Origin of the sequence: Klebsiella sp. CN_Kp113, assembly GCF_040064585.1 — a bacterium.
GTDB lineage: Bacteria > Pseudomonadota > Gammaproteobacteria > Enterobacterales > Enterobacteriaceae > Klebsiella > Klebsiella michiganensis.
The window spans coordinates 35,642-56,391 of sequence record NZ_JBEAID010000025.1 but is presented as its reverse complement, the minus strand read 5'-3'; the positions used below and the strand labels follow the sequence as shown (position 1 = coordinate 56,391).

The following is a 20,750-nucleotide window of genomic DNA, read 5'->3' as shown; positions in this document are numbered from 1 at the left end:
GCCCATCGTCATCACACGCGTTGCAGGCCAATCAAAATGGCGCTTTCCGGATCGAGGACTGGCAGCGCCAGCCCCGCCTGTTGCAACCACTCACCGCTGACGGTCTGCGGCGTCGTCATCCATTCCGGCAGCTTACGCATGGTATGGCCGCCCTCTCCCGTAATCTGAATATCGGGATGGTCGAGCAGCGTCACCTCGTAACGGGCGCCCGCGTCCAGCCCCGCCACGCGCAGCGGCGCCATCAGGGTGTAGTCCGGCATCGCCAGCTGGCTGACGAGGAAAATCGCCCGATGCCGATCCTCGCTCACCACGCCGTGCGCGAGGGTTGTGGCGTCCGGCATATCGATACGCCACTGCACGCCGTGATGAATGACATCGCGCCACTGCTTATGCAGCGCCGCGTATTTGCGATAGCCCACGCGCTCCTGCTCATCGGCGGTCACCGGGTCCAGCTCAAGCCCCATATGACCGAACAGCGCCGTCAGGCCGCGAAACGCAATGCTGTGCTGGCGGAAGGTGGCGTGGCAGCGGCGGTTGCCGATGTGCGCGCCCATCACTTCCGGTGGGAAGAAGTAGCTCATGCCGCGCTGGATGGTGTTGCGCTCAAGGGCATCGTTATTGTCGGAAGCCCAGAAACGATGGCTGCGCTTCAGCACTTCATAATCGATACGCCCGCCGCCGGAGGAGCAGGATTCAAATTCAATATGCGGGAAGCGGGCCACCAGCGTATCCAGCAGGCGATAGAACTGGCGAGTTTGCGCATCGGCGGCGGCTTTGCCGTTATGGGCAGGCTGCACCAGCTCGCGATTCATATCCCACTTCACATAGTCCACCGCGTGTTCGCCCAGCAGCCAGCTCATCCGTTCCAGCAGATAATCAAAGGCTTCAGGGATATTCAGGTTCAGGACAAACTGATGACGCCCGGGGATCGGCGTATAGCCCGGCAGCGCCAGCAGCCAGTCGGGATGGGCGCGGTATAAATCGGAGTTCGGGTTAATCATCTCTGGCTCAACCCAGATGCCGAACTCCATCCCCAGCGACTTCACGTGGTCGATAACCGGGGTCAGACCGTCAGGGTATTTTTCCTCATCAAGATACCAGTCGCCGAGCGCCGCCCAATCGTCGTTGCGCCCTTTAAACCAGCCGTCATCAATGATAAAGCGCTCCACGCCCAGCTCCGCCGCCTCATCCGCCATGCGCATGATGTACTGCGGGTCGTGGTCGAAATAGATCCCTTCCCAGGTATTGAGATGCACCGGGCGCGGCTTGTTGTCCGGGAAGCGAATAATCTGTTCGCGCAGATAGCGGTGGAACTGCTGGCTCATGCCGTTCAGCCCCTGCGCCGAATAGCTGGCGTAGAGGTTCGGCGTCCACAGCGTTTCCCCTTCCGCCAGCGCCATTTCTCCCGCCAGATAGAGCGCTTCCGCCTGCAGGTAGCGGCGACCGTCGGTTTTCACTTCCGCCCGCAGGCGGTGGTTACCGCTCCAGCCCAAATGCACACCCCACACTTCGCCCTGCATCTCGCTAAAAGCGCGACTGCCGGTAATCAGCGCTGGAAAATGTTCGTGAGAAGTGCGTCCACGACGGTTTTCCAGCACAAAGCTGTCGTGTTCAAGGGTCAGACGATGGGGCTGGAATTCGCGGATCCAGCGGCCATGAAAGGCCATGACTTCGCGGGCGCGCTCGGCGACCGGCAGCGTGACCGCCAGGCGGTCCACCTGCCACGGCTGCGGGCGCAGGTTGGTTAAACCATGACGAACGCTGAGCACGCCGCTGCTATCAAGCTGAATTTCACTGCACAGCCGCAGGCCCGCCTGCGCGTCTTCGCTGAGAAGGGTTAAATTCTGCCCATCCTGCACCACCTCGGTCGTGGTAAATATCGGTGAGGCGTCCAGCCCCTGGCGGTGGCCTTCAATGCCCGGCGCGCCAAACAGACCGTGGCCCAGTTCGGCCATTAAGGTTACCGGGGAATCGACGTCGAGGCGGCCATTGGCCACCGCGCGGGCGATGCTGGCCGCATCCTGCGGCGAAAAGTGGCTTAAATGTGGCCCCCAGTAGATAATTTCGGCGAACGGACGAGTTTTTATCACCACATCGGCCGCTGCGCTTTGCAGGCGTAAAATCGAATCAGACATGAGACATCTCCACAACAAGGAATGCCTTACTGTTGATCCGAAACGTTTCGGGTGCCAACCAAAACGTTTCGGATCCGTGATCGAGTTCAGGAAATTAATCTGACGGGAGGAGAATCAGGCGGTTTCGCCGGGAATAAATTCAGGCTGCCAGAGCACCTGGAGAGAGGCGAGATCCTCGCCGGCGATTAAGCGGCGGACCATGGTGGCTATCTGGCGGCCCACGCCCTGCCGGGTGGACTGAACCACCGCGCCCACCGGGGTTTCGATGATGCTGTCCTGCGGCAAGCCGTCGTAAACCACCAGCGAGACGCGATCGGCGCCGGTGAGGCGTCCGAGCTGAGCCAGGGCCATCGCCGCGCCGTCGCCGTGGGTGTTGCAATCGGTGACAATCGCCGTTGGCGGTTCAGGCAAGCGCAGCAGCTCCATCGTTGCCTGAAACCCGCCGCGGCGGGTGGGCGGTACGCTGCGCAGCCAGGTTTCCGCCAGGCCCGCTTCGCGCAGCGCCTGTAGGTAACCGTTGCGGCGCTGGGTAATAAACGCCTGATTGTTATTTTCGCTCAGCAGCGCGATGCGCTGATGCCCCTGGCGAATCAGATGACGGGTGGCGCGGTACGTTCCCGCCTGGTTATCGAAATCAAACCAGGCGTAGGGCTGCGGCAGGCGGCTGCGCCCCAGGGCGAGAAAAGGAAAGCCGGAAGAGAGCAGCTGAATCAGGCGCGGGTCGTCGTCCAGGGTATGGGCCACGATCAGCGCATCGACGCGACGACTCTGCACCATACGCATATAGCCGTGCTTATCGGCCTGCTCATCGTCGGCAATCAGCAGTAAATCAATCTCATAGCGCGCCAGCTCGTGACTGATTTCTCCCACCATTTCGAGAAAGACGTTGTTATTCAACGGCGCGGGACGCACGGGGAAAACGAGGCCAACGGCGTCAATTTTGCCCATTTTCAGGCGGCGGGCGAAGGTATTTGGCCGATATCCACGGCGCTGGGCTTCGGCCTCCACGCGGGCGCGCGTCTCCTGCGACACGTCATCATAGCCGTTTAGCGCACGGCTGACGGTCGTTACCGAGATCCCAAGTTCTTTAGCAATGGCTTTCAGCGACATAAGTATCCCTGTCTTCGCGGGAGAATGCGGCTAGTGTCCCGCAATACGGGCATGGCGTCCAGCAAGAGCGACGCCGCGCGGCAATACCTGAACACCGCGGCCCTCGGCGCCTGATGATACGTCACAAAGAAATGAGAGGCAGCAAGACCGTTTATTCAATGTGGCGGTAAATTAAACGCCCCCTTCCTCATAAGAAAGAGACGAAGATACGCTGTGATTCACCAAGCTGAATATATTTGAATCCGACAGGTTTACCCTATACAAATCATATGGTTGATAGATGAATGACTTAATCGCTCACCCCTGGAAAAATAACGCAGCGTCTGGAAAACGCACATTTAATCCCCATAAATCATTCGATTTATTTTTAATTAAAATATGAAGTATGTATCGGAATTATAATTCGCAGTTAAAACAAACATGAACACGGTCTGTTCATTGATATTTATCAACTAAGAATCACTTGATAAAAGTTTTTAAAAAGAGGGAGTGATATAAAAGCAAAATAATGGAATATGTTAATAACAGGGTTTTATGTATAACTCACTACTGCCTGTTTCTTCACGGCACGCTTTATTTTTTTGTTTATTTCTTTCAACATTCGAGCTGTTAACTTATGTCGCCAGCGATGTAGTAATGCCGGGAATGCTAACGGTTATTAAAGATTTAAATGCTCAACCGCATTACGTACCGTGGTCACTTAATGCCTATTTACTTGGCGGCGTCAGCTTTCAGTGGCTTATTGGACCGGCGTCGGATAGATTTGGCCGCAGGCCTTTATTACTCATCGGCTGTGCGCTTTTTTCTGTTTCCTGCCTGGCCACGCCATGGGTAGACAATATCCAGGTTTTTACTCTCCTGCGGTTTATTCAGGGAATAGGTTTGGGGTTTGTGGTGGTAGTGAGCTATCCGGCCCTGCAGGAAGCATTCAACGAATCGGATGCGATCCGCTTAATTGCCCTGTTTGCCAATATCGCGCTGCTGTCGCCGCTGTTTGGCCCTTTGGTCGGTAGCGTTGTGCTTGCTTACCTGTCATGGCGCACGCTTTTTATTGCTATCGCGTTGATGGCGGCGCTCACCTGGTTCGGTTTGCTACGCTGGATGCCGGAGACGATCGGCGTCGTACGCGAGGATGGCAGTAAAATTGAATGTCAGCCGCTCGAGGTAAAAACCCTTGCGCGCGCTTATGGCGATTTGCTTACGAACCCACGCTGTATATCCGGCAGCGTTGCGCTTGGCCTCGTCGGGCTGCCGCTGATGGCGTGGATCGCGCTCTCCCCGCTGCTGCTGGTGCATCATCTGCAAATGAGTATGCTGGAGTACGCGCTATGGCAATTACCTGTTTTTGCGGCGTTGATTGCGGGGAATATCGTCCTTAACTTTACCGCTGAAAAATTTAAGCCGGAGCAGTTATTATACTTTTCACTCTCTCCCATATTTATCGGCATAATGCTGGCGCTGGTCATGACGCTAATATGGCAAAATATTATTGCGCTGATTATCGGCATGGCTATTTATGCTTTTGGCCTGGGCATTTGCAACGCCACGCTGTATCGCCTCACGCTATTTTCCAGCGAGCATGGAAAAGGTTCAGTATCGGCAATGACAGGCATGATTTCCGTCGCTATTTTTAGCCTCGGGGGGGCATTAATGGCCGGATTTGGCGCCGGCGACAGCCTCAGCGCATATATTATCGCGGCCACTATTCCGATGCTGGCAGCATTATTCATTATCGTTAATATATTCACCAGGCAGAAGAGGAGTAAAACGAAAATAACAGCTTCAGGCCATTAATCACTCACGGACGACTTTTTATTAAGGATGAATAAAATGGACACTTTATCCTGCGTCGATGCCCTCTGCGCACTCGACAGCCCTTATCATGAAGATAGCGATTCACAACGGCTCTTTGATGAAGCCATGCGTGAAATCGTTGCATTTCATGTTATGAATACGCCGGGCTACCGCCAGTGGCTGGCCCGCCACAATATTCCGGCAGATGCGGCCAATATAGATTCGTGGTCGCAGCTGCCGCCGATCTTTGCCGACTATTTCAAACAGAATCTGCCGATCGGCCGCTCCGGTGAGGATGCGCTTGAACTCACCTCTTCCGGTACCAGCGGGCAGAAAAGTCGAATGCGCTATGATGCGCGCAGTATCGGAGCCGCCCAGGGAATGGTCGATCGCATTTTCCGCCATTATGGCTGGGAAACGCCCGATGCGCCCTGCAACTACCTGCTCCTCAGCTACGAACCCGCCGATATCATCACGCTTGGCACCTCTTTTACCGACCAGTTCTTGTGTAAATACGCGCCGGTCAAACGCGCCGTTTACGCGCTGCGTCACACCGGGAGCGGGCATGAGTTCGACCCTTTCGGCGTGATTCGCGCTTTACAGGAGTTTGCTGAAGAGGGGTTACCGGTACGAATCCTCGGTTTCCCGGCATTTATGTGGTTCATACTTGAACGGATGCGAGAAATGCAGCTACCGCCGCTCCAGCTTCATCATCAATCGCTGGCCTTTTTCGGCGGCGGCTGGAAAACGCATGCCGACCGTGAAATCCCTAAATCCGCGTTCTATGCGCGGCTGACCCAACAGCTCGGGATCCCCGATAGCCGATGCCGCGACGGCTATGGTTCCGTGGAGCACTGCGTGCCCTACATTGAATGCGCGCATCACCATTTCCATATTCCCGTTTATTCCCGCGCCTGGATCCGCGATACCGCCTCTCTGGCGGTGAAAGATTATGGGCAGCGCGGTTTTATACAGTTTGTGTCGCCTTATATCACCTCCTGCCCTGCGCACAGCGTGGTCATGAGCGATCTTGCACAATTGCACCGCGCCGAAGAGTGCGGATGCGGTGTGACAACCGATTGGTTTGAGCTGCTGGGCCGGGCCAGCCATAGCAAAGCACGTAGCTGCGCACTGGCGGCGTCAGAACTGATTAAGGGAAATTAATATGTATCTCATTCAGGGAAAAAACTATCCCTCGCTCACGCCAGAAGAGGCCATCGCCATGTTGACGAGCGGGCTGGATAGCGCGCTGAGCCAACCGCCGCGTCCGGAAACCGTGCTTGCCTGCGCCGGGCGTTTTATCGAACAGCTAAAAGACCACGCTTTCCTTCCTCAACTGGGCCCGGCTTATCGGGAAGAGGTCAGAAAGTTTTGCCAACCGGACGCGCTGCGCCAAAAACTCGAGCATGAGCTGGGCGATACCCCCTTTTCCGTGCGCCGCATTAACTACCGTGAACCGCAGTTTGAAGGCTGGCGTCCTTTGGGCGTCGTGGTGCATGTCACCCCAGCCAATGCGCAACTGCTTCCCTTCTTCGCAATAATAGAGAGCCTGCTGGTCGGGAATATTAACTGGCTGCGCCCGAGCGCCAGCGAACAAGGAATGACAATCGATCTGCTACGGGCGTTTATCCACTGCGATTTAACGGACCAGTTGGCTAACTTCGTCGCCGTGGTTCCCGTCGAAACCACGCGCCTTTCCCTACTGCTTACCCACGCCGATGGTATATCGGCCTGGGGTGGCGATACCGCCCTCGAGGCGATTCGTCAACAGCTCCCTGGCGGGTGTCGCTGGATCCCATGGGGACATAAAATCAGCTTTGCCTGGCTACAACCGGATGCCGTTAATGAAGAAAGCCTTCTCGCGCTGGCGGATGACGTTTGCTGTTTTGACCAGCAGGCCTGTTCCAGCCCGCAAATCGTTTTTGTTGATAGCGATGATTCGGCGGTATTGCAGGATATTGGCGAAAGACTGGCGGAGGCCATGCGGCGCCGTCACGTACGGTGGCAACCGTTAATGCCCGATGAAAAGGCGGCGGCGGATATCACCCGCGCCGTCGCCTTCGCGCAGCTGGACACCGTATTTGCCGGGGCTGACAACGCTCTGCTGGCAGGAGATGGCTGGCGCATCATTCAGCAACACACCTCGGCCATAACGCCTTCACCGCTGTTCCGAACCGTCCTGCTGCGGCCGCTACCGCAAAATAAAGTGATGCAAACGCTGCGCCCCTGGCGAACCCACCTGCAAACCTGCGGGCTGGTTGTCGCCGATCGGGACAGAATCCCCCTCAGCCAACTGCTGCTGGCAGCCGGCGTCAATCGAATTACCCCCGTCGGTAAAATGCATGACGGCTATCACGGCGAACCGCATGACGGCGTTTACGCCTTAAGTCAGCTGGCTCGCCGCGTCACCGTGACGCTGGATGCCGATGTCCTGCCGCAGCAGGCCACGCTCGATCCGAACCCGCCGCCGCCGATGCTGACGGCGCAGCAGCCGATTATGGATAAAACGGCATTCTTACAGCACGCAATGCGGCCCAGCGCCCAGCTTTTCTTTCGCAGCGGCGGCAGCAGCGGCGTGCCTAAACTCGCCGGGTTTACCTATCGCGACTATCGCCGCCAGATGCAGGCCGCCGCCGCAGGCATGTTCGCCGCCGGGCTGGATCCCGCCCACGACAAAGTGCTCAATCTGATGTACGCGGGCAATCTCTACGGTGGTTTACTCAGCTTTTTCACCCTACTGGAAATGCTTGAAGTGACCCATCTTCCCATGGGCGGCCCCCATGATGATGACTATCACGAGATCGCCCGAACCATTGTGAATCAGGGCGTTACCACGCTCATTGGTATGCCAAGCACGCTGTATCAGCTCTTTACGCGAGAAGAGGCCATTCTGCGCGACTACGGCGGTATTCAGAAACTGCTGCTGGGCGGCGAACATATGGGCGTCGCCCAGCGTGACTATATTCACGGTTTCGGGGTGAAAACCATTCGCTCGGCGCTGTATGGTTCGGTTGATGCCGGGCCGCTGGGACATGCCTGTACGCATTGCCCGGATGGCGTGTTTCACCTGATGACGGATATTCAATGGCTGGAGATTGTCGACCCGCTCGACGATCGGCCCGTCGCGCCCGGCGATGCCGGCCGCCTGCTCTTTACCTCGACGGCCCGCGAAGGTCAGAAGGTGATTCGTTATGACATCGGCGATATGGGCCGTTGGCTGCCGGGCGAATGCCCCTGCGGCGCCCCCAGCCCCCGCTTTGAACTTTTAGGCCGCCACGGCAGCCTGGTGCGTATCGGCACGATGTTTATTCAGCCCCAGCGGCTGGCAACGCTCGCCGATGCTCCTGTTCAATTGATTCTTCAACATAATCCGCGCAGCGGGCTCGAATGCATCAACATCTTCACCGACGGCAATATTGATACCGTCAAACAGCGGGTCTGCACCGACCCTGAGCTCAAAATGGCATTGGACGCCCATTTGCTGGAGTTAGCCGTGACCAGCCGCCCGTTCAGCGAATTTGAACGGCATCCGCAAAGCGGCAAGACGCCGCTGGTCATTGATAAACGCCGTTGAGCGCACTCCGCGCCGATCGGCTCACAATAAGGATATTTGAATATGACAACAGCAAAGATGATGGGTCGCTTTGATCCGCAACCCACCCAAACGGACGAAATGGCCGTAAACCCACCGGGTCTCGAACAGCTTGTCGAGAGGGTTCGCTGCCGCTCGCCTTTCTATGCCGAACACTATCGCCATCTCGCCGCCCGCGGCTGGCAGCTGAAGGACCTGCCGCTTATCAATCCCGAACGCTACTGGGAGGGGAGCCAGGGCCTGAAAAACTGGCCCGTCCTCACCGGGCCGGTGGAGGACGGTATTGTCTTTAAGACCGGCGGCACCACCGGCGGCGGCAAGCTGTCGGTTTTTTCCCGCCAGGAGTGGCGTGCGTTCGTCACCAGTTTTGGCCGCAGCCTCTCCAGCCAGCTCAAGCCAGGCGCGCGCGTGGCAAATTTATTTTTCGCCGGTGATTTGTACGCGAGCTTCTTATTTATCCACGGCGCGCTTTCGCACATGTCGATACCGGTATGCGAGTACCCTTTCACCGGATCGCTTGAACCGCACACCCTCACCGAACAGATCGTCCAGCACGATATCAACGTACTGGTGGGCGTCCCGGCGATGCTGCTGCAATATGCGGCAGAGCTCGCTGGAAAAAACCGCCGTCTGCCCGGTATCGAGACCATCCTTTACGGCAGCGAGAGTCTTTTTACTGAACAGCTACAGCTGCTGGAAGCCGCCTTTCCCAACGCCCGTATTGCTTCTATCGGCTGCGCCTGCGTGGATGCCGGGCTTATCGGACTCAGCACGCCGGATTGCCTGGCGGACGAGCATCGGGTCTTTGAACCCGAAACTATCGTGGAAATTATTGATGAAGCGACGGGCGAGCCGATCGACGAAATCAATCGTTCCGGAATGCTGGTGGTCACCAGCCTTACGCGCACGCTGATGCCGCTGATTCGCTATCCGGTAGGCGATCTGGCCGCCTGGCGTGAACCTCCGGGAAGCAAACATCGCAAGTTTATTTTGCAGGGACGCAGTAGCCTCGGGCACCGCTTGCGGGTAGGCTACGCCTCGCTATTTCCTGATGAAATAGCGGCCCTTATTACGGAAGAGATGGGGCATCAGCAGTGGCAGCTGATGCTGGAGCACGCCGATAACCGGGATCGTTTGAGCTTACGTATCGCCTTTTCCGGTACCCGGCAGCAGGCCGACAGGCTCTGCGGTCAATTACTCGCCAGGGATCACGCTCTCGCAGAACTACAGGCTGCCGGCCAGCTGTGCGTTCAGGTTCACTGGTGCAGCCAGGCGGAACTTATCCGCAATACCCGAACAGGTAAGCTGCAGCGGGTGATCGACAAACGCGCCTACCTCGCGCAGGAGGCGGTGAAATGATTGAAATCCGAGCGTTCCAGCGACAAGACGGCGAAGGCATCAGCGCCTTATTTCGCACGGTTTATGGCGATCGCTATGTCTATCCTGATATCTATATGCCCAGCCTGATTGGCTGGCGCAACGCCCGGGACGAATGGCACAGCGCGATAGCCGAACAGAATGGCATCATCATCGGGCATGCCGCCTTATGGCGGCACCACGCGGATAAGCAGACGGCCGAACTGGCCATGTTCGCGGTGCACCCCGCCTTCAGAAACCGGGGCGTAGCCACCCAACTGGGGGAATATTTGCGTCTTGCCGCAAACAGGCTTGGCCTGGGCACGCTAACCATCAAAATGGTGTCCAGCCATCCACACTCGCAGCGCCTGGCGCAGAGGCTGGGCTTTTACTCAACGGGGTTGCTCAGAGATTACGTCCCCTCCCCCTTTCAATCCGGCCTGCGTGAAAGCATTATCCTCGGCGTATTACCCTTGCATCCACGCCCCGTCCCGCTCACCGCGGGTGATAGCCGCGATGACGGTTGGATAAACTTGCTAAAGGAAAAATTTGGCGCGGCGCAGATCCCGGTCGCCAGGGAAACTCGTGCAGCCCCCGTTGAAATTGCCATTTGTGATGATCGGGTGGACGTCACGATGAATATATCAACGCAACAGATAGTCGACGAGATTTCCCGACTGCCGGCCCGTAAACTGATTTATATCCGGGCGCGCGTGGATGGCGCGCTGATGTCGCTACGACCCAGGCTGCGGCGAGCAGGTTTTACCGATATGGGGCTGGAGCCAGCGGCCGGTGGAGAATGGTTCTGGCTGCTGCAGCGCGGCTATCATCCCCGGCAGCTCGACCTCTCCTGCCCTATCGCTATTGCCCTGCAGAAAACGGCCGATGGCGATATCAATCATAACGCGCGCGCCTGACAATCCCTTTTATCTGACGCCTGTTTTTGGCACACCGAAGGCCCAGTGTCGGGCCTGACTAGTTCTGCTCGGCGACCAGCAGCGCCTGGGTATCCGGCTCCAGCGCCTGGAAAACGTGCTCCCGATCGGCGGGATAGCAGATGTAATCTCCCTCCCCCAGCTCTTCCGGCGCTTCCGTCAGGCCGACCCGCGCGCGCCCCTGGGTGACAATAATATGCTCCACCGAACCCGGCGGATGAGGGTGGGAAATGCGGTCCGCGCCCGGCTGGGTCAGCAGGAGATAAATATCGCGCCGCGCGCCCGGCGGGCAGGCGGCCAGTAAAATCGCCTGATAGTTTGCCTGCTCGGCGATCACTTTCGTTCCCTCGCCGCGGCGGATCACCTGGGTGGTATTCACCTGCGGCTCCAGCAGCCGGGCAAAGGGGATATCGAGGGCCACGCACAGCGCCCAGAGGGTTTCCAGGCTCGGGTTACCGTTGCCGGACTCCAGCTGCGATAACGTTGATTTGGCGATTCCCGCCCGTCGCGCAACTTCGGCAAGGGAAAGACCGGTGCGCGCGCGTTCCCGCACCAGGCTTTTGGCAATCAGGCTAATTGGCTGAGTCATACAGCCCTCCGTGTTTTTTATAACGAACGTTTCGTTCGTCTTGAAATGCGATTCTGTTGCGTTCATTATAATGGAAATTCGTTCGATATGGCTAAAGAGTATGAAACAACACTTCGCCACGCTTAAAGGCGACACCCTCAGAGCAATTGTTTTAGTCTGCCTCGCGGTAGGCATCGTCGGGATGTCCTACGGCTCGCTGGCCGTCGCCTACGGCTTCCCGATTTGGGTCCCCTTTGTGCTTTCGGTTTGCGTCCTGGCGGGGGCCTCAGAGTTTATGTTTATCGGCATTGTCGCCAGCGGCGGCAACCCGCTGGCGGCAGCGGCGGCCGGTTTGCTGGTCAACGCGCGGCATATTCCCTTCGGCGTGACGGTTCGCGACCTGGTCGGCCAGCGCGCCGCCAGCTTCCTCGGCTGCCATATTATGAACGATGAAAGCGTGGTGTTTGGTCTGTCGCAGAAAACCCCCGAGCAGCGGCGGGCCGCCTACTGGCTGTGCGGTCTGGGCGTGGCGCTGATCTGGCCGTTGGGGGCGCTCCTGGGCGCGGGGGTCGGCAAACTGCTCCCGGCCCCGGAAACCATTGGCCTCGATGCGGTATTCCCGGCGATTCTGCTGGCGCTGGTGGTGCCGGCCTTTAAAAACCGCACCACCCTGATCCGCGCCTGCAGCGGAGCGGCCCTGTCGCTGGCCGCCGTTCCTTTCGCACCGGTTGGCCTGCCGGTTTTGCTGTCGCTGTTTGGCCTGCTGACGAGGAAAAAATAATGGGCAATATGACGCTATTTATCGCCGGTATTGCGATTCTTTCGCTGGGCACCTACTTAATGCGTTTAGGCGGGGCGAAGCTCGGCAGCCGGCTGGCGTTTTCCGAGCGCGCCCAGGCGCTGCTTTCCGATGCGGCGACGGTGCTGCTCTTTTCCGTGGCGCTGGCGACCACCTTTTACGAAGGCGAACATTTTGCCGGGATGGCGCGGGTGCTGGGCGTGGGCCTGGCGGTGTTCCTTGCCTGGCGTAAGATGCCGCTGATCGTGGTAATTATCGCCGCCGCCGTGGCGACGGCGCTGCTGCGGATGGCGGGCGTCGCCTGATCCGACCTACGAAACGCGAAACATCATGTTGTTATGCAATTTTTATAGGCCGTGCCAGCAAAGCGCCGCCGGGCAGCTGCCCTTAAGGGCTTACGCTATTTGTGCTTCGATCCAACGGGTAGCGGACGCCATATCCAGCGGCTTGTGCTGATCCACGGTGAACACCGGCCCCAGCCGCATCGGTTCCGCCTGCTGCGCCAGCTGCGCCAGTTCCGGAAGATACTCCTCGCCCGGGTGCCCCGGCTTACGATCCTGCAACCGGCTGGCATAGCGCGACACCGCAAGCTCAGGCGAGATGTGGTTCCAGACCTCCAGCACTTTCTCAACGCCCGCGTGTTGCAGCAGCTGCTGTAGCGTGTCGCGCGGTTGAAAGCCAAACCAGGCGTCAATAAGCCAGATACAGCCTGCCGGCGACTGGCCGACGATCGACCAGATGACTTCATACGCGGCGCAGCCCAGCTGCCGGTTGAAGGTCCGGTCGATCCCGGTAAAGCACGCCATAAACGGCTCTTTAATACCGTCGATGGTCAGCTGCGGCAGATTAAACGCTGCCGATAGCTGCCGGGTGACGGTGCTTTTACCCGATGCGGGAATACCGTTAATTAAAATCACCGTTTTGCAGCCGGGTGTGAGATGTCTGTTCATAACAACGCGACGACCTCCTCTCTGCTGCTGGCGGCCCGCAGCTTCGCCATGGTCTCGTTATTATCAAGCAGAGCGACAATCGCCCGAATCCCCTCTTCAATATGAGCATTGCTGTCCTGCGCGCCGAACATAATGACGATATCCGCCTTCTCGCTATCGGCAAATTGAATCGGCTTATTCAACACCACAAGGCTGAAGCAGTTGCGTTTGACGCCACATTCCGGCCTGGCGTGAGGGATGGCGACACCTTCATCAAACACGTAATAGGCGCCATGATGCAGGGTATTATCGATCACCGCCTGGCCGTAATCTGCCGAGATATAGCCTTTTGCAACCAGCGGGCTGGCCGCCAGCTGGATCACCTTCTGCCAGTCGGACTCCGTGACGCCGACCTGAATCGCATCGGCCTCAATCAGCAGTTCTTTTATCGTCATTATCACTTCCTATATATTATGGCGAATAATGTTACGTAACTCATCAATGCGCATAAAAAGCGCATCGATTTCCTCGCGATGCGTATGACTTTTGGCATAGACCGACAGCGCCCGGTTATATATCAGCATTAATGCTTTCTGCACTTCGCCATTAGCCGGGTTGCCCCGTAACTCGCCTTCCAGCCTGGCAATTTCCCCCGCCAGCTGGCGAGACTGTTCGTCATAATCCTGCGGGGGTTGATTCTCTTTTTTCCACAGCGTTTTCAAAGATTCAAACATAGCGAGCTCCTCCCCGACGGACAGCAGGGCAACGGAATACGGTTTAAAAATATGCGTTTATTTAAACAGAGCGATTTTTTCCATTAATACATGGGTGACCGCGTTATTCGCCGGAATTAAAAATTTGCGCACGCTGTCGTTCACTTTGCCTTTTTCAAACGTGCTTTTACATTGATCGACCCACTGCACATTCATTTCAGTGCCGACATTCACCTTGTTGATACCTTCAGTGACGGCCAGGCGCATATCTTCATCGCTGACGCCGGTGCCGCCGTGCAGCACTAACGGCACGCCGGTCGCGGCGCTAATCTCTTTCAGCCGCTGGTGCTGAATTTGCGCCTTACCGGTATACAGGCCGTGCACCGTGCCCACGGAGACCGCCAGCATATCCACCTGCGTCTCCTCCACAAAGCGTTTGGCGTCCTCCACCGTGGTGAAGCAGATATCCTCCGCGGCCACGGCTTTGCCATCTTCCGATCCGCCGATCGCCCCCAGCTCGCCTTCTACCGTGATATTCCGCGGGCGCGCCATTTCCACCACGATGCGGGTATTGCCAATATTCTCTTCCAGATCCAGATGGGAGCCGTCGTACATCACCGATGAAAATCCGGCATCCATGGCCGTTTCAATGGCGCTGATATCAGAGCAGTGATCCAGGTGCAGGCAGGTCGGCACGTTTTCACTTTCCGCTAATGAACGAACCGCATCCACCAGTAAACGATAGCCGAGATATTCCGCCGTCCCGGTAGAGATTTGAATCATTAATGGGCTATCGCTTTGTTGCGCCGCTTTAAAAAAGGCGGGCAGCATTTCAATACAGTGCAAATTAAATGAGCCAATGGCTTTAAAATCTCTTTCCTGCGCAATTTTCAGAATAGCGTTGAAGTTATACAGACTCATGAACATTTTCCCCTTTCGGCTTCGCTGATTTACCGTTTACGAACCATGCCAGTGCGGCAACAAAAACAATGAACAAGGCGACAAAAAGCCAGTTGTTCTGGAAGGCGTGGCCTAATACCAGACCGGAACTAATCACGTCCGAATCGCTGAAGGTGACGCCGGTAAAACCGTAGCTTTCCAGCATCGGTACCAAAATGGCGGGCAGGAAGGTGATAAACAGGCCGTGAATGACGCCGCCAATCATCGCCCCGCGGCGGCCGCCCAGCGCGTTACCGAAGACGCCCGCCGTACCGCCGGCAAAAAAGTTGGTTAACAGACCGGGCAGGATCATCGCCAGGCCAAACATCGGGAACACCAGCATGCCGATGATGGAGCCGACGGTCGTCGCCAGGAAGCCGACGATCACCGCATTGGGCGCATACGGGAACAGCACCGGGCAATCGAGCGCAGGCTTAGCGTCCGGGACAATGCGCATCGCAATCCCGCGAAATGCCGGCACCAGCTCGTTGAGCAACAGGCGCACGCCGCTGTAAAGAACGAATACCCCCGCCACAAACTGAATGGACTGCATAAAGGCGTACATCAGGTAGTTAATGCCGTTGGAGAACTGAGCGATATATTCCGGGCCCGCCGCAATCGCGGGAATGAGATACATCGGCACCATCACCACCGCCATCGCGAGATAGGTGTCCTGGAGGAACTTAAAGTTATCCGGTAATTCAAGATCTTCCGTTGAGCGGGAACCTTTACCCACCACTTTAGCCACCGCCGCCTGCACCAGATAGCCGATAGTGCAGAAATGCCCCAGCGCCACGTCATCGGAACCGGTGATGCGCCTGACGACCGGCTGCGCCAGGGCGGGCATCAGTACCGCCATCACGCCGCCGAAAATACCGCCGGTTAAAATCAGCGGCAGTCCGGTCAGCCCGGCTTTATAGCCAATCACCGCGCCGATGGTCGCCATCCACAGCAGCGCCTGGCCGGTCAGAAAGATATATTTCAGCGGCGTCAGGCGGGCGATAATGATGTTGACGGCAAAAATCACCATCAGGGTCAGCGCGACTTCGGAACCTAATTCACGGTTGGCTAATCCGGCGATGGCGGCGACATCGGTAATGTAGCCTTTCATGCCGAATCCCTGCGTGAAGATATCGTTAAGGAACGTTAGCGTGGCGACAATAATGTTGATGCCGGCCATCATAATTAAGAAACCGAGCAGCGTTTTAAACGTCCCCTCCGCCGTTTTGCCCGCTGATTTTTTTTGCAGAATCAGGCCCAGCATCGCAATAAATGCAATTAATATTGAAGCCTGGCCGAGTAAATCTTTAACGATAAACTCTACAAAGCTATTCATAGTCCGCTACCTTCAGGTTACGCTCTTTTAAGAATGCGACGATCTTAGCTTCAATCTCATCTTTATCGGTGAGCTTATGCAGTACCACCACGCGTTTAATTTCTTCCGCACTGGCGTCCGCCGTTAATATATCGGCGAAGGTTTTTTGCGTCAGAATCATATCTGATTTAAACGCCCCGGCTTCGGAAATAGTGGTATGTTCAATCTGTGCGGGAATCTCCAGCTTCTTTAAAACTGCCTTCGCCGTCATTTCAATGGCAAAGCTTGAACCGAGGCCGCAGCCACATACGCATAGAATTTTCAGCATGTAGGGTCTCCTCAAATAATATTGAGTTGTTTGGCAAGTTTATAATGATGTCCTTCAGTGTCGACCAGACGTTTTTTCATACTAACTAAATCAATCGGAATAGGTTTGTTGCTTGAATTAATTATGATGGCTTTATTTTTCATCCCTGACTGAATACAGCGAACCACTTCACTGGCCATAATCGTGCCCTGGTAAATTTCTTCGCAGGTCGGATCGCCATTACGCAAACCGTAGCCTACGATGGTTTTACGAATACGCACGCCAATTTGCGGTTCAAGCTGCTTAATCATGGTATCAATGGCCCCCTGAAAGCCGGGAGAATACTCCCTGGTGTAGCCTTCAGAGCACAGGATCACCACGCTGTTCTGCTGTGTCAGCTTATGCTTCACCCGCTCGGCCAGCGTTTCTAACGGCATCTGCGATTCCGGAATCAGGGCGATATCAGCATTCGATTTAATCGCGGATTGCAGCGTTAACTCTCCACAATAGCCTCCTAATATTTCGACCATAAAGACGCGGCCCGGTAATGCTCTTCCGGTATTTCTTAACCGGGAAACTTCCTTAATAATCTGCTCGCAGGCGGTGGAAAAACCAATGGTATAATCGCTGCCGTACACATCATTATCGATAGTCATTCCGACGCCAAAGCAGTTAATATCAAATTCGCTCAGCGTATTGAGAAACTGCAGGCTGCCGTCGCCGCCGGCCATAATCAGCACATCAATGCGCAGTGATTTAATTTTTTTAGCTATGGTTTCATATTCACTGCGCAGCAGCCTGCGGCTGGTTCGCCCGGAGGTGATGATCGGAATAGAGGCAATGGAGAAATCAACCAGATCGCGCCAGGCGACTTCGTGATGATTTTTATCCAGCAGTCCGGGTATTCCGCCATTAAAAAGGGTGATATCGGCACTCGCCAGTCTGGCTATCTGGAATATAAAATTATTAATTCCAGAAACATCGCCGCCGCTAATAACCATGCCAATTTTCATTGCCTGTCTCCGTTGCTTTGCTTGCCCACATTTTTCCCTGAGTTCAAGACCGTTATTTGCAATAGAGATCACAATATGCTGATAAATTCCTCCGAGCCTAATATTGACAGTGGGTTTATTTACTCATTTTTTGTGATGCATATCTCTTTTATAAAATGAGATCGCCTTAACAATTATCTTTTTATTTTCTTTAAGATCATTAAGTTGCTTGAAGCGATAATTGCGCGGGTGGGCTGCCTGTTTTCTCCCATAAACCCAGCGATGATGAAAAGACAGAAATGTGATAAATAGCGCATTTTTTTGCGTCAGGAAGGTTCACGGCTCGCGTATCACGCGGTTCGGGCAACAGCGCTCTTCTGGCGTTCGCAAGAGCGTCGCCTGCTTTTACATCCTATAAAATCTGTGGCGATCTCCATCACATTCTAATCAAAACATGGTTTCATTTTTATCTAATGCCGTAGAAAGTACTCAGTGTCTAATAAAAGCAGTAGTGTCTAGTGTCGAAATTAAATCGACGCTATTTTCTACTCTATCCGGGGCATTGAAGAATGGCGCTGTCGGCAAAAGAAAAATTATTCCAGAAAATAGTCACCCACTACGCACGGAAACCCGCAGGATTCACGGCTCAGGACTGTGCGGACTTTATGCAGGTTAACCGCAGCGTTATCAGCCATTACCTCAACAGGCTGTGCGATGACGGTTACCTGCGTAAAGAAAACACCCGTCCGGTGCGCTTCTATGTGCAGCAAAACGGTGGGGAAAAGACTCAGCCATCTCGCATAGTGTCGAAAAAGCACGACGCCTTTCAGCCGCTGATTGGCGCGCACGGGAGCCTGGCCGACGCCGTCGCGCTGTGCCGCTCGGCGGTGGACTATCCCGGTGACGGTTTGCCTGTCCTGCTCTCCGGGGAGAGCGGCGTCGGCAAAAGCCATCTGGCGATGCTGATTTATCAGTACGCTCTCGAGCGCGGGGTTATCGCAGCGGACAAACCCTTCGTTGAGCTTAACTGCGCCGATTACGCCAACAATCCGGAGCTGCTTTCAGCAACCCTTTTCGGCTATACCCGCGGCGCTTTCACCGGCGCTGACCGCGAGAAACGCGGCGCCTTTGATGACGCCGATGGCGGATTTCTGTTTCTCGATGAAGTGCATCGTCTCTCGGCAGAGAACCAGGAAAAGCTGTTTCTGTTTATGGATAAAGGGTATTTCTACCGTCTTGGCGATAACCGTACGCGCCATCCGGCGTCGCTGCGCTTTATCTTCGCCACTACGGAAAATATCGATACCGTCCTGCTTAACACCTTCCGTCGCCGCATCCCGGTGCGCGTCACGCTGCCCAACTATATTTCGCGCCCGCTGACCGAGCGCGTCGCTCAGGTCAGCCACTTTTTGCAGCAGGAAGCTCGCAGCCTGCGTCGGGATATCCATCTCGATAATCAGCTGATGCATCAGCTGGTCACCTCCCCGGTGCGCGGCAATATTGGCGAGTTAAAAAATCAGATTAAAGTGATGTGCGCCAGCGCCTGGAGCGAGAATCGTGAGGCTGACGTCATCACGCTACGCGGCCCCGCGTCCGGCGGCGAAATAATCCGTATTGCCGCCAGCGCGCATGAAGATACGCTGAATGTCAGCCAGCTGCTGCCCAAAGCGATGCGCGATGAGGTGATTTTTCGCGACTTTTGCCACAGCGGTAACGTGCTGTTGCTGAATCGCAAAGTAGAACAGCTGCTGACTACCGTCAGCGGCGCGGTCTCCGCCGAGTCGCTGTACAGCGGCTATATCTGGCAGAACACCGTTCACGCGCTGGAGGAGCTGGAGAGCCTGACCGGCGTCTCCTGTCACCCGGAGATCCGCAAGGCGGTCTGGCTCTGCCTGAGCTATGCGCTGCATGCTCCGGAGGAAGCGCTCGACCCAGGCGAACTGCAAACCATTTCCGATTATGTTTCCGCTAAGGCACGACTGCTGGCCGAAGAGTGCCTCGCTTTGCTGAGCAAACATGTCACCCGGCAGCCGCTCCCCCTGCTTCAGCCGCTGCTAAGCTGCGCTTTTCACACCCTCGCTGGCGAAGACGATCCGATTCAGGGCATTATCGTGTCCCACGGTCGCGCCACGGCGTCGAGCATCGCCGGGATCGCCAATCAGCTGACCGGCGGCTACTACTTTAAAGCCTTCGACATGGCGAACGCGACGTCCACCAGAGAGATCATCGACCTGCTGATTGCCCACGTTTCCCGCCTTAAACAAGGCGCGGGGCTGATTATTCTGGTGGATATGGGGTCGCTAAAAGAGATCTACGAAGAGATTAAACTCCACCTGCACGGCGAACTGTTGGTTATCAACAACGTCAGTACGGCCATGGCGCTGGATATTGCGGCCAAAATTCAGGATAAGCTGTCAATGGAGGCGATTATTGAGAGCGCCAAAGGCGCGTATGAGGTGGAAACGCGCTACTACGCGGGCGTGTTGCCGGGCAATAAAATCATTATCTCCTGTATCTCCGGCGAAGGGATCTCCCGCAAGCTGAAGGATATCGTTCAGCGCTTCCTGGCACAGGAGGAGATCGACATTATTACGATGGAGTATGACGACCTGAAGTGGAAAATCGCCCACGCCGACCCGGCACTGAACGGCACGCGGTTGATCATTACCACCACCGATCTGGAAGCCGGGTATATTCCGCTACTTAGCGTAGAGCAGCTGATTAAAGAAAAGACGCGGGTGTTAAAACGCGACTACTTCAACGGGCTGCTGATGGAAGGCGGCCTGGAGCCCATGATTGATGAAGTGGTCAAGCTGTTTACCGTCGAAGGCGTCGCCAGTCGCCTTAACTTCCTCAATCCGGTGGTGATTATTGATGAAGTCGAAGCGGTCATTAAGCAGTATGAAGCCTTCTACAAAATCCATTTTGAAAGCTATCTGCGCATCAATCTGTTTATGCATATCGCCTTGATGATCGAGCGGGTAATGGTCAACAACGGCGTGCGCCACCGGGAAGAGGCGGAGCTGACGCTGGCGCAGCAGGCGTTTGTCGCCGTCCACGACACCTTTTTCCAGGCCCTGAACCGCAAATACAATATCACCTTGCCGCTTACCGAAGTGCTGATGATTTATGAAATCATGGAGCCGTGGATCGCCTTTGACCCCGACCATTAACCCCCCGTGCCAGCGTCGGCTGGCAAACCTGTCGACACTGAATAAATTGCCCATTCAACACTGCAAAAAGCGTCCAAAAAACCGTTTTTATCC

The 20,750-nt window shown here is 55.9% G+C and carries 18 protein-coding genes; 8 read left to right on the top strand and 10 right to left on the bottom strand.

Going from position 1 to position 20,750, the window contains the following annotated elements:
- Nucleotides 1–11: 11 nt before the first annotated feature.
- Nucleotides 12–2,135: an alpha-galactosidase gene (locus ABLV30_RS17450; RefSeq protein ID WP_265801951.1), complete on the bottom strand. Its 2,124-nt coding sequence runs from the start codon at nt 2,133–2,135 to the stop codon at nt 12–14.
- Between the two features lie 114 nt (nt 2,136–2,249).
- On the bottom strand, nt 2,250–3,245 hold the full coding sequence (locus ABLV30_RS17445; protein WP_025106535.1) for a substrate-binding domain-containing protein: 996 nt from the start codon (nt 3,243–3,245) through the stop codon (nt 2,250–2,252).
- 534 nt (nt 3,246–3,779) lie between these two features.
- Here ABLV30_RS17445 and ABLV30_RS17440 point away from each other — a divergent pair.
- The 5 genes from ABLV30_RS17440 to ABLV30_RS17420 are packed head-to-tail and all read left to right on the top strand — an operon-like array spanning nt 3,780 to nt 10,904.
- A complete protein-coding gene (locus ABLV30_RS17440; protein ID WP_265801954.1) occupies nt 3,780–5,039 on the top strand; it encodes an MFS transporter in 1,260 nt (419 codons plus the stop codon).
- Between the two features lie 36 nt (nt 5,040–5,075).
- Nucleotides 5,076–6,203 carry an acyl-protein synthase gene (locus ABLV30_RS17435; RefSeq protein ID WP_014837014.1) on the top strand — a complete coding sequence of 376 codons (1,128 nt, stop codon included), beginning with the start codon at nt 5,076–5,078 and terminating at the stop codon, nt 6,201–6,203.
- Nucleotide 6,204: 1 nt separating this feature from the next.
- Nucleotides 6,205–8,613 (top strand): acyl-CoA reductase, encoded by a 2,409-nt coding sequence (locus ABLV30_RS17430; RefSeq protein ID WP_224225685.1) that lies wholly within the window; start codon nt 6,205–6,207, stop codon nt 8,611–8,613.
- Between the two features lie 42 nt (nt 8,614–8,655).
- Nucleotides 8,656–9,990: an AMP-binding protein gene (locus ABLV30_RS17425; protein WP_181251334.1), complete on the top strand. Its 1,335-nt coding sequence runs from the start codon at nt 8,656–8,658 to the stop codon at nt 9,988–9,990.
- Nucleotides 9,987–10,904: a GNAT family N-acetyltransferase gene (locus ABLV30_RS17420; protein WP_265801958.1), complete on the top strand. Its 918-nt coding sequence runs from the start codon at nt 9,987–9,989 to the stop codon at nt 10,902–10,904. The genes ABLV30_RS17425 and ABLV30_RS17420 overlap by 4 nt, the downstream gene beginning before the upstream one ends.
- Nucleotides 10,905–10,962: 58 nt before the next feature.
- Here ABLV30_RS17420 and ABLV30_RS17415 read toward each other — a convergent pair whose 3' ends face one another.
- Complete coding sequence (locus ABLV30_RS17415) at nt 10,963–11,511, bottom strand: XRE family transcriptional regulator (protein WP_004855902.1); 549 nt, start codon at nt 11,509–11,511, stop codon at nt 10,963–10,965.
- A 100-nt stretch (nt 11,512–11,611) separates the two neighbouring features.
- Between ABLV30_RS17415 and ABLV30_RS17410 the strand changes: the two genes are divergently transcribed.
- On the top strand, nt 11,612–12,271 hold the full coding sequence (locus tag ABLV30_RS17410; RefSeq protein WP_009653646.1) for an AzlC family ABC transporter permease: 660 nt from the start codon (nt 11,612–11,614) through the stop codon (nt 12,269–12,271).
- Nucleotides 12,271–12,594: an AzlD domain-containing protein gene (locus tag ABLV30_RS17405; protein WP_009653628.1), complete on the top strand. Its 324-nt coding sequence runs from the start codon at nt 12,271–12,273 to the stop codon at nt 12,592–12,594. The genes ABLV30_RS17410 and ABLV30_RS17405 overlap by 1 nt, the downstream gene beginning before the upstream one ends.
- A 90-nt stretch (nt 12,595–12,684) precedes the next feature.
- Here ABLV30_RS17405 and ABLV30_RS17400 read toward each other — a convergent pair whose 3' ends face one another.
- From ABLV30_RS17400 to ABLV30_RS17370, 7 genes are read right to left on the bottom strand one after another with little or no spacing between them, the layout of a single operon-like run.
- Nucleotides 12,685–13,239 carry an ATPase AAA gene (locus ABLV30_RS17400; RefSeq protein ID WP_025106530.1) on the bottom strand — a complete coding sequence of 185 codons (555 nt, stop codon included), beginning with the start codon at nt 13,237–13,239 and terminating at the stop codon, nt 12,685–12,687.
- Nucleotides 13,236–13,673, bottom strand: coding sequence for a PTS sugar transporter subunit IIA (locus tag ABLV30_RS17395; RefSeq protein WP_014227381.1), 438 nt, complete (start codon nt 13,671–13,673; stop codon nt 13,236–13,238). The genes ABLV30_RS17400 and ABLV30_RS17395 overlap by 4 nt, the downstream gene beginning before the upstream one ends.
- A gap of 9 nt (nt 13,674–13,682) precedes the next feature.
- Nucleotides 13,683–13,952, bottom strand: coding sequence for a hypothetical protein (locus ABLV30_RS17390; protein WP_014227380.1), 270 nt, complete (start codon nt 13,950–13,952; stop codon nt 13,683–13,685).
- A 57-nt stretch (nt 13,953–14,009) separates the two neighbouring features.
- Complete coding sequence (locus ABLV30_RS17385; RefSeq protein ID WP_014227379.1) at nt 14,010–14,852, bottom strand: class II fructose-bisphosphate aldolase; 843 nt, start codon at nt 14,850–14,852, stop codon at nt 14,010–14,012.
- Nucleotides 14,839–16,206: a PTS sugar transporter subunit IIC gene (locus ABLV30_RS17380; protein ID WP_004855887.1), complete on the bottom strand. Its 1,368-nt coding sequence runs from the start codon at nt 16,204–16,206 to the stop codon at nt 14,839–14,841. Before ABLV30_RS17380 ends, ABLV30_RS17385 begins: the two co-directional genes overlap by 14 nt.
- Nucleotides 16,199–16,513: a PTS sugar transporter subunit IIB gene (locus ABLV30_RS17375; RefSeq protein ID WP_004855885.1), complete on the bottom strand. Its 315-nt coding sequence runs from the start codon at nt 16,511–16,513 to the stop codon at nt 16,199–16,201. Before ABLV30_RS17375 ends, ABLV30_RS17380 begins: the two co-directional genes overlap by 8 nt.
- Nucleotides 16,514–16,524: 11 nt before the next feature.
- Nucleotides 16,525–17,505, bottom strand: coding sequence for a 6-phosphofructokinase (locus ABLV30_RS17370; protein WP_004855882.1), 981 nt, complete (start codon nt 17,503–17,505; stop codon nt 16,525–16,527).
- Between the two features lie 548 nt (nt 17,506–18,053).
- On the opposite strand from ABLV30_RS17370, the gene ABLV30_RS17365 reads away from it, so the two are divergent.
- Entirely contained in the window at nt 18,054–20,657 is a 2,604-nt protein-coding gene (locus ABLV30_RS17365) for a sigma 54-interacting transcriptional regulator (protein WP_064378070.1), read from the top strand.
- The last annotated feature ends 93 nt before the right edge of the window (nt 20,658–20,750 follow it).

Coding starts and splice junctions, on each gene's coding strand:
- ABLV30_RS17450 (WP_265801951.1), bottom strand. CDS start 2,135: ATGTCTGATTCGATTTTACGCCTGCAAAGCGCAGCGGCCGATGTGGTG.
- ABLV30_RS17445 (WP_025106535.1), bottom strand. CDS start 3,245: ATGTCGCTGAAAGCCATTGCTAAAGAACTTGGGATCTCGGTAACGACC.
- ABLV30_RS17440 (WP_265801954.1), top strand. CDS start 3,780: ATGTATAACTCACTACTGCCTGTTTCTTCACGGCACGCTTTATTTTTT.
- ABLV30_RS17435 (WP_014837014.1), top strand. CDS start 5,076: ATGGACACTTTATCCTGCGTCGATGCCCTCTGCGCACTCGACAGCCCT.
- ABLV30_RS17430 (WP_224225685.1), top strand. CDS start 6,205: ATGTATCTCATTCAGGGAAAAAACTATCCCTCGCTCACGCCAGAAGAG.
- ABLV30_RS17425 (WP_181251334.1), top strand. CDS start 8,656: ATGACAACAGCAAAGATGATGGGTCGCTTTGATCCGCAACCCACCCAA.
- ABLV30_RS17420 (WP_265801958.1), top strand. CDS start 9,987: ATGATTGAAATCCGAGCGTTCCAGCGACAAGACGGCGAAGGCATCAGC.
- ABLV30_RS17415 (WP_004855902.1), bottom strand. CDS start 11,511: ATGACTCAGCCAATTAGCCTGATTGCCAAAAGCCTGGTGCGGGAACGC.
- ABLV30_RS17410 (WP_009653646.1), top strand. CDS start 11,612: ATGAAACAACACTTCGCCACGCTTAAAGGCGACACCCTCAGAGCAATT.
- ABLV30_RS17405 (WP_009653628.1), top strand. CDS start 12,271: ATGGGCAATATGACGCTATTTATCGCCGGTATTGCGATTCTTTCGCTG.
- ABLV30_RS17400 (WP_025106530.1), bottom strand. CDS start 13,239: ATGAACAGACATCTCACACCCGGCTGCAAAACGGTGATTTTAATTAAC.
- ABLV30_RS17395 (WP_014227381.1), bottom strand. CDS start 13,673: ATGACGATAAAAGAACTGCTGATTGAGGCCGATGCGATTCAGGTCGGC.
- ABLV30_RS17390 (WP_014227380.1), bottom strand. CDS start 13,952: ATGTTTGAATCTTTGAAAACGCTGTGGAAAAAAGAGAATCAACCCCCG.
- ABLV30_RS17385 (WP_014227379.1), bottom strand. CDS start 14,852: ATGAGTCTGTATAACTTCAACGCTATTCTGAAAATTGCGCAGGAAAGA.
- ABLV30_RS17380 (WP_004855887.1), bottom strand. CDS start 16,206: ATGAATAGCTTTGTAGAGTTTATCGTTAAAGATTTACTCGGCCAGGCT.
- ABLV30_RS17375 (WP_004855885.1), bottom strand. CDS start 16,513: ATGCTGAAAATTCTATGCGTATGTGGCTGCGGCCTCGGTTCAAGCTTT.
- ABLV30_RS17370 (WP_004855882.1), bottom strand. CDS start 17,505: ATGAAAATTGGCATGGTTATTAGCGGCGGCGATGTTTCTGGAATTAAT.
- ABLV30_RS17365 (WP_064378070.1), top strand. CDS start 18,054: ATGGCGCTGTCGGCAAAAGAAAAATTATTCCAGAAAATAGTCACCCAC.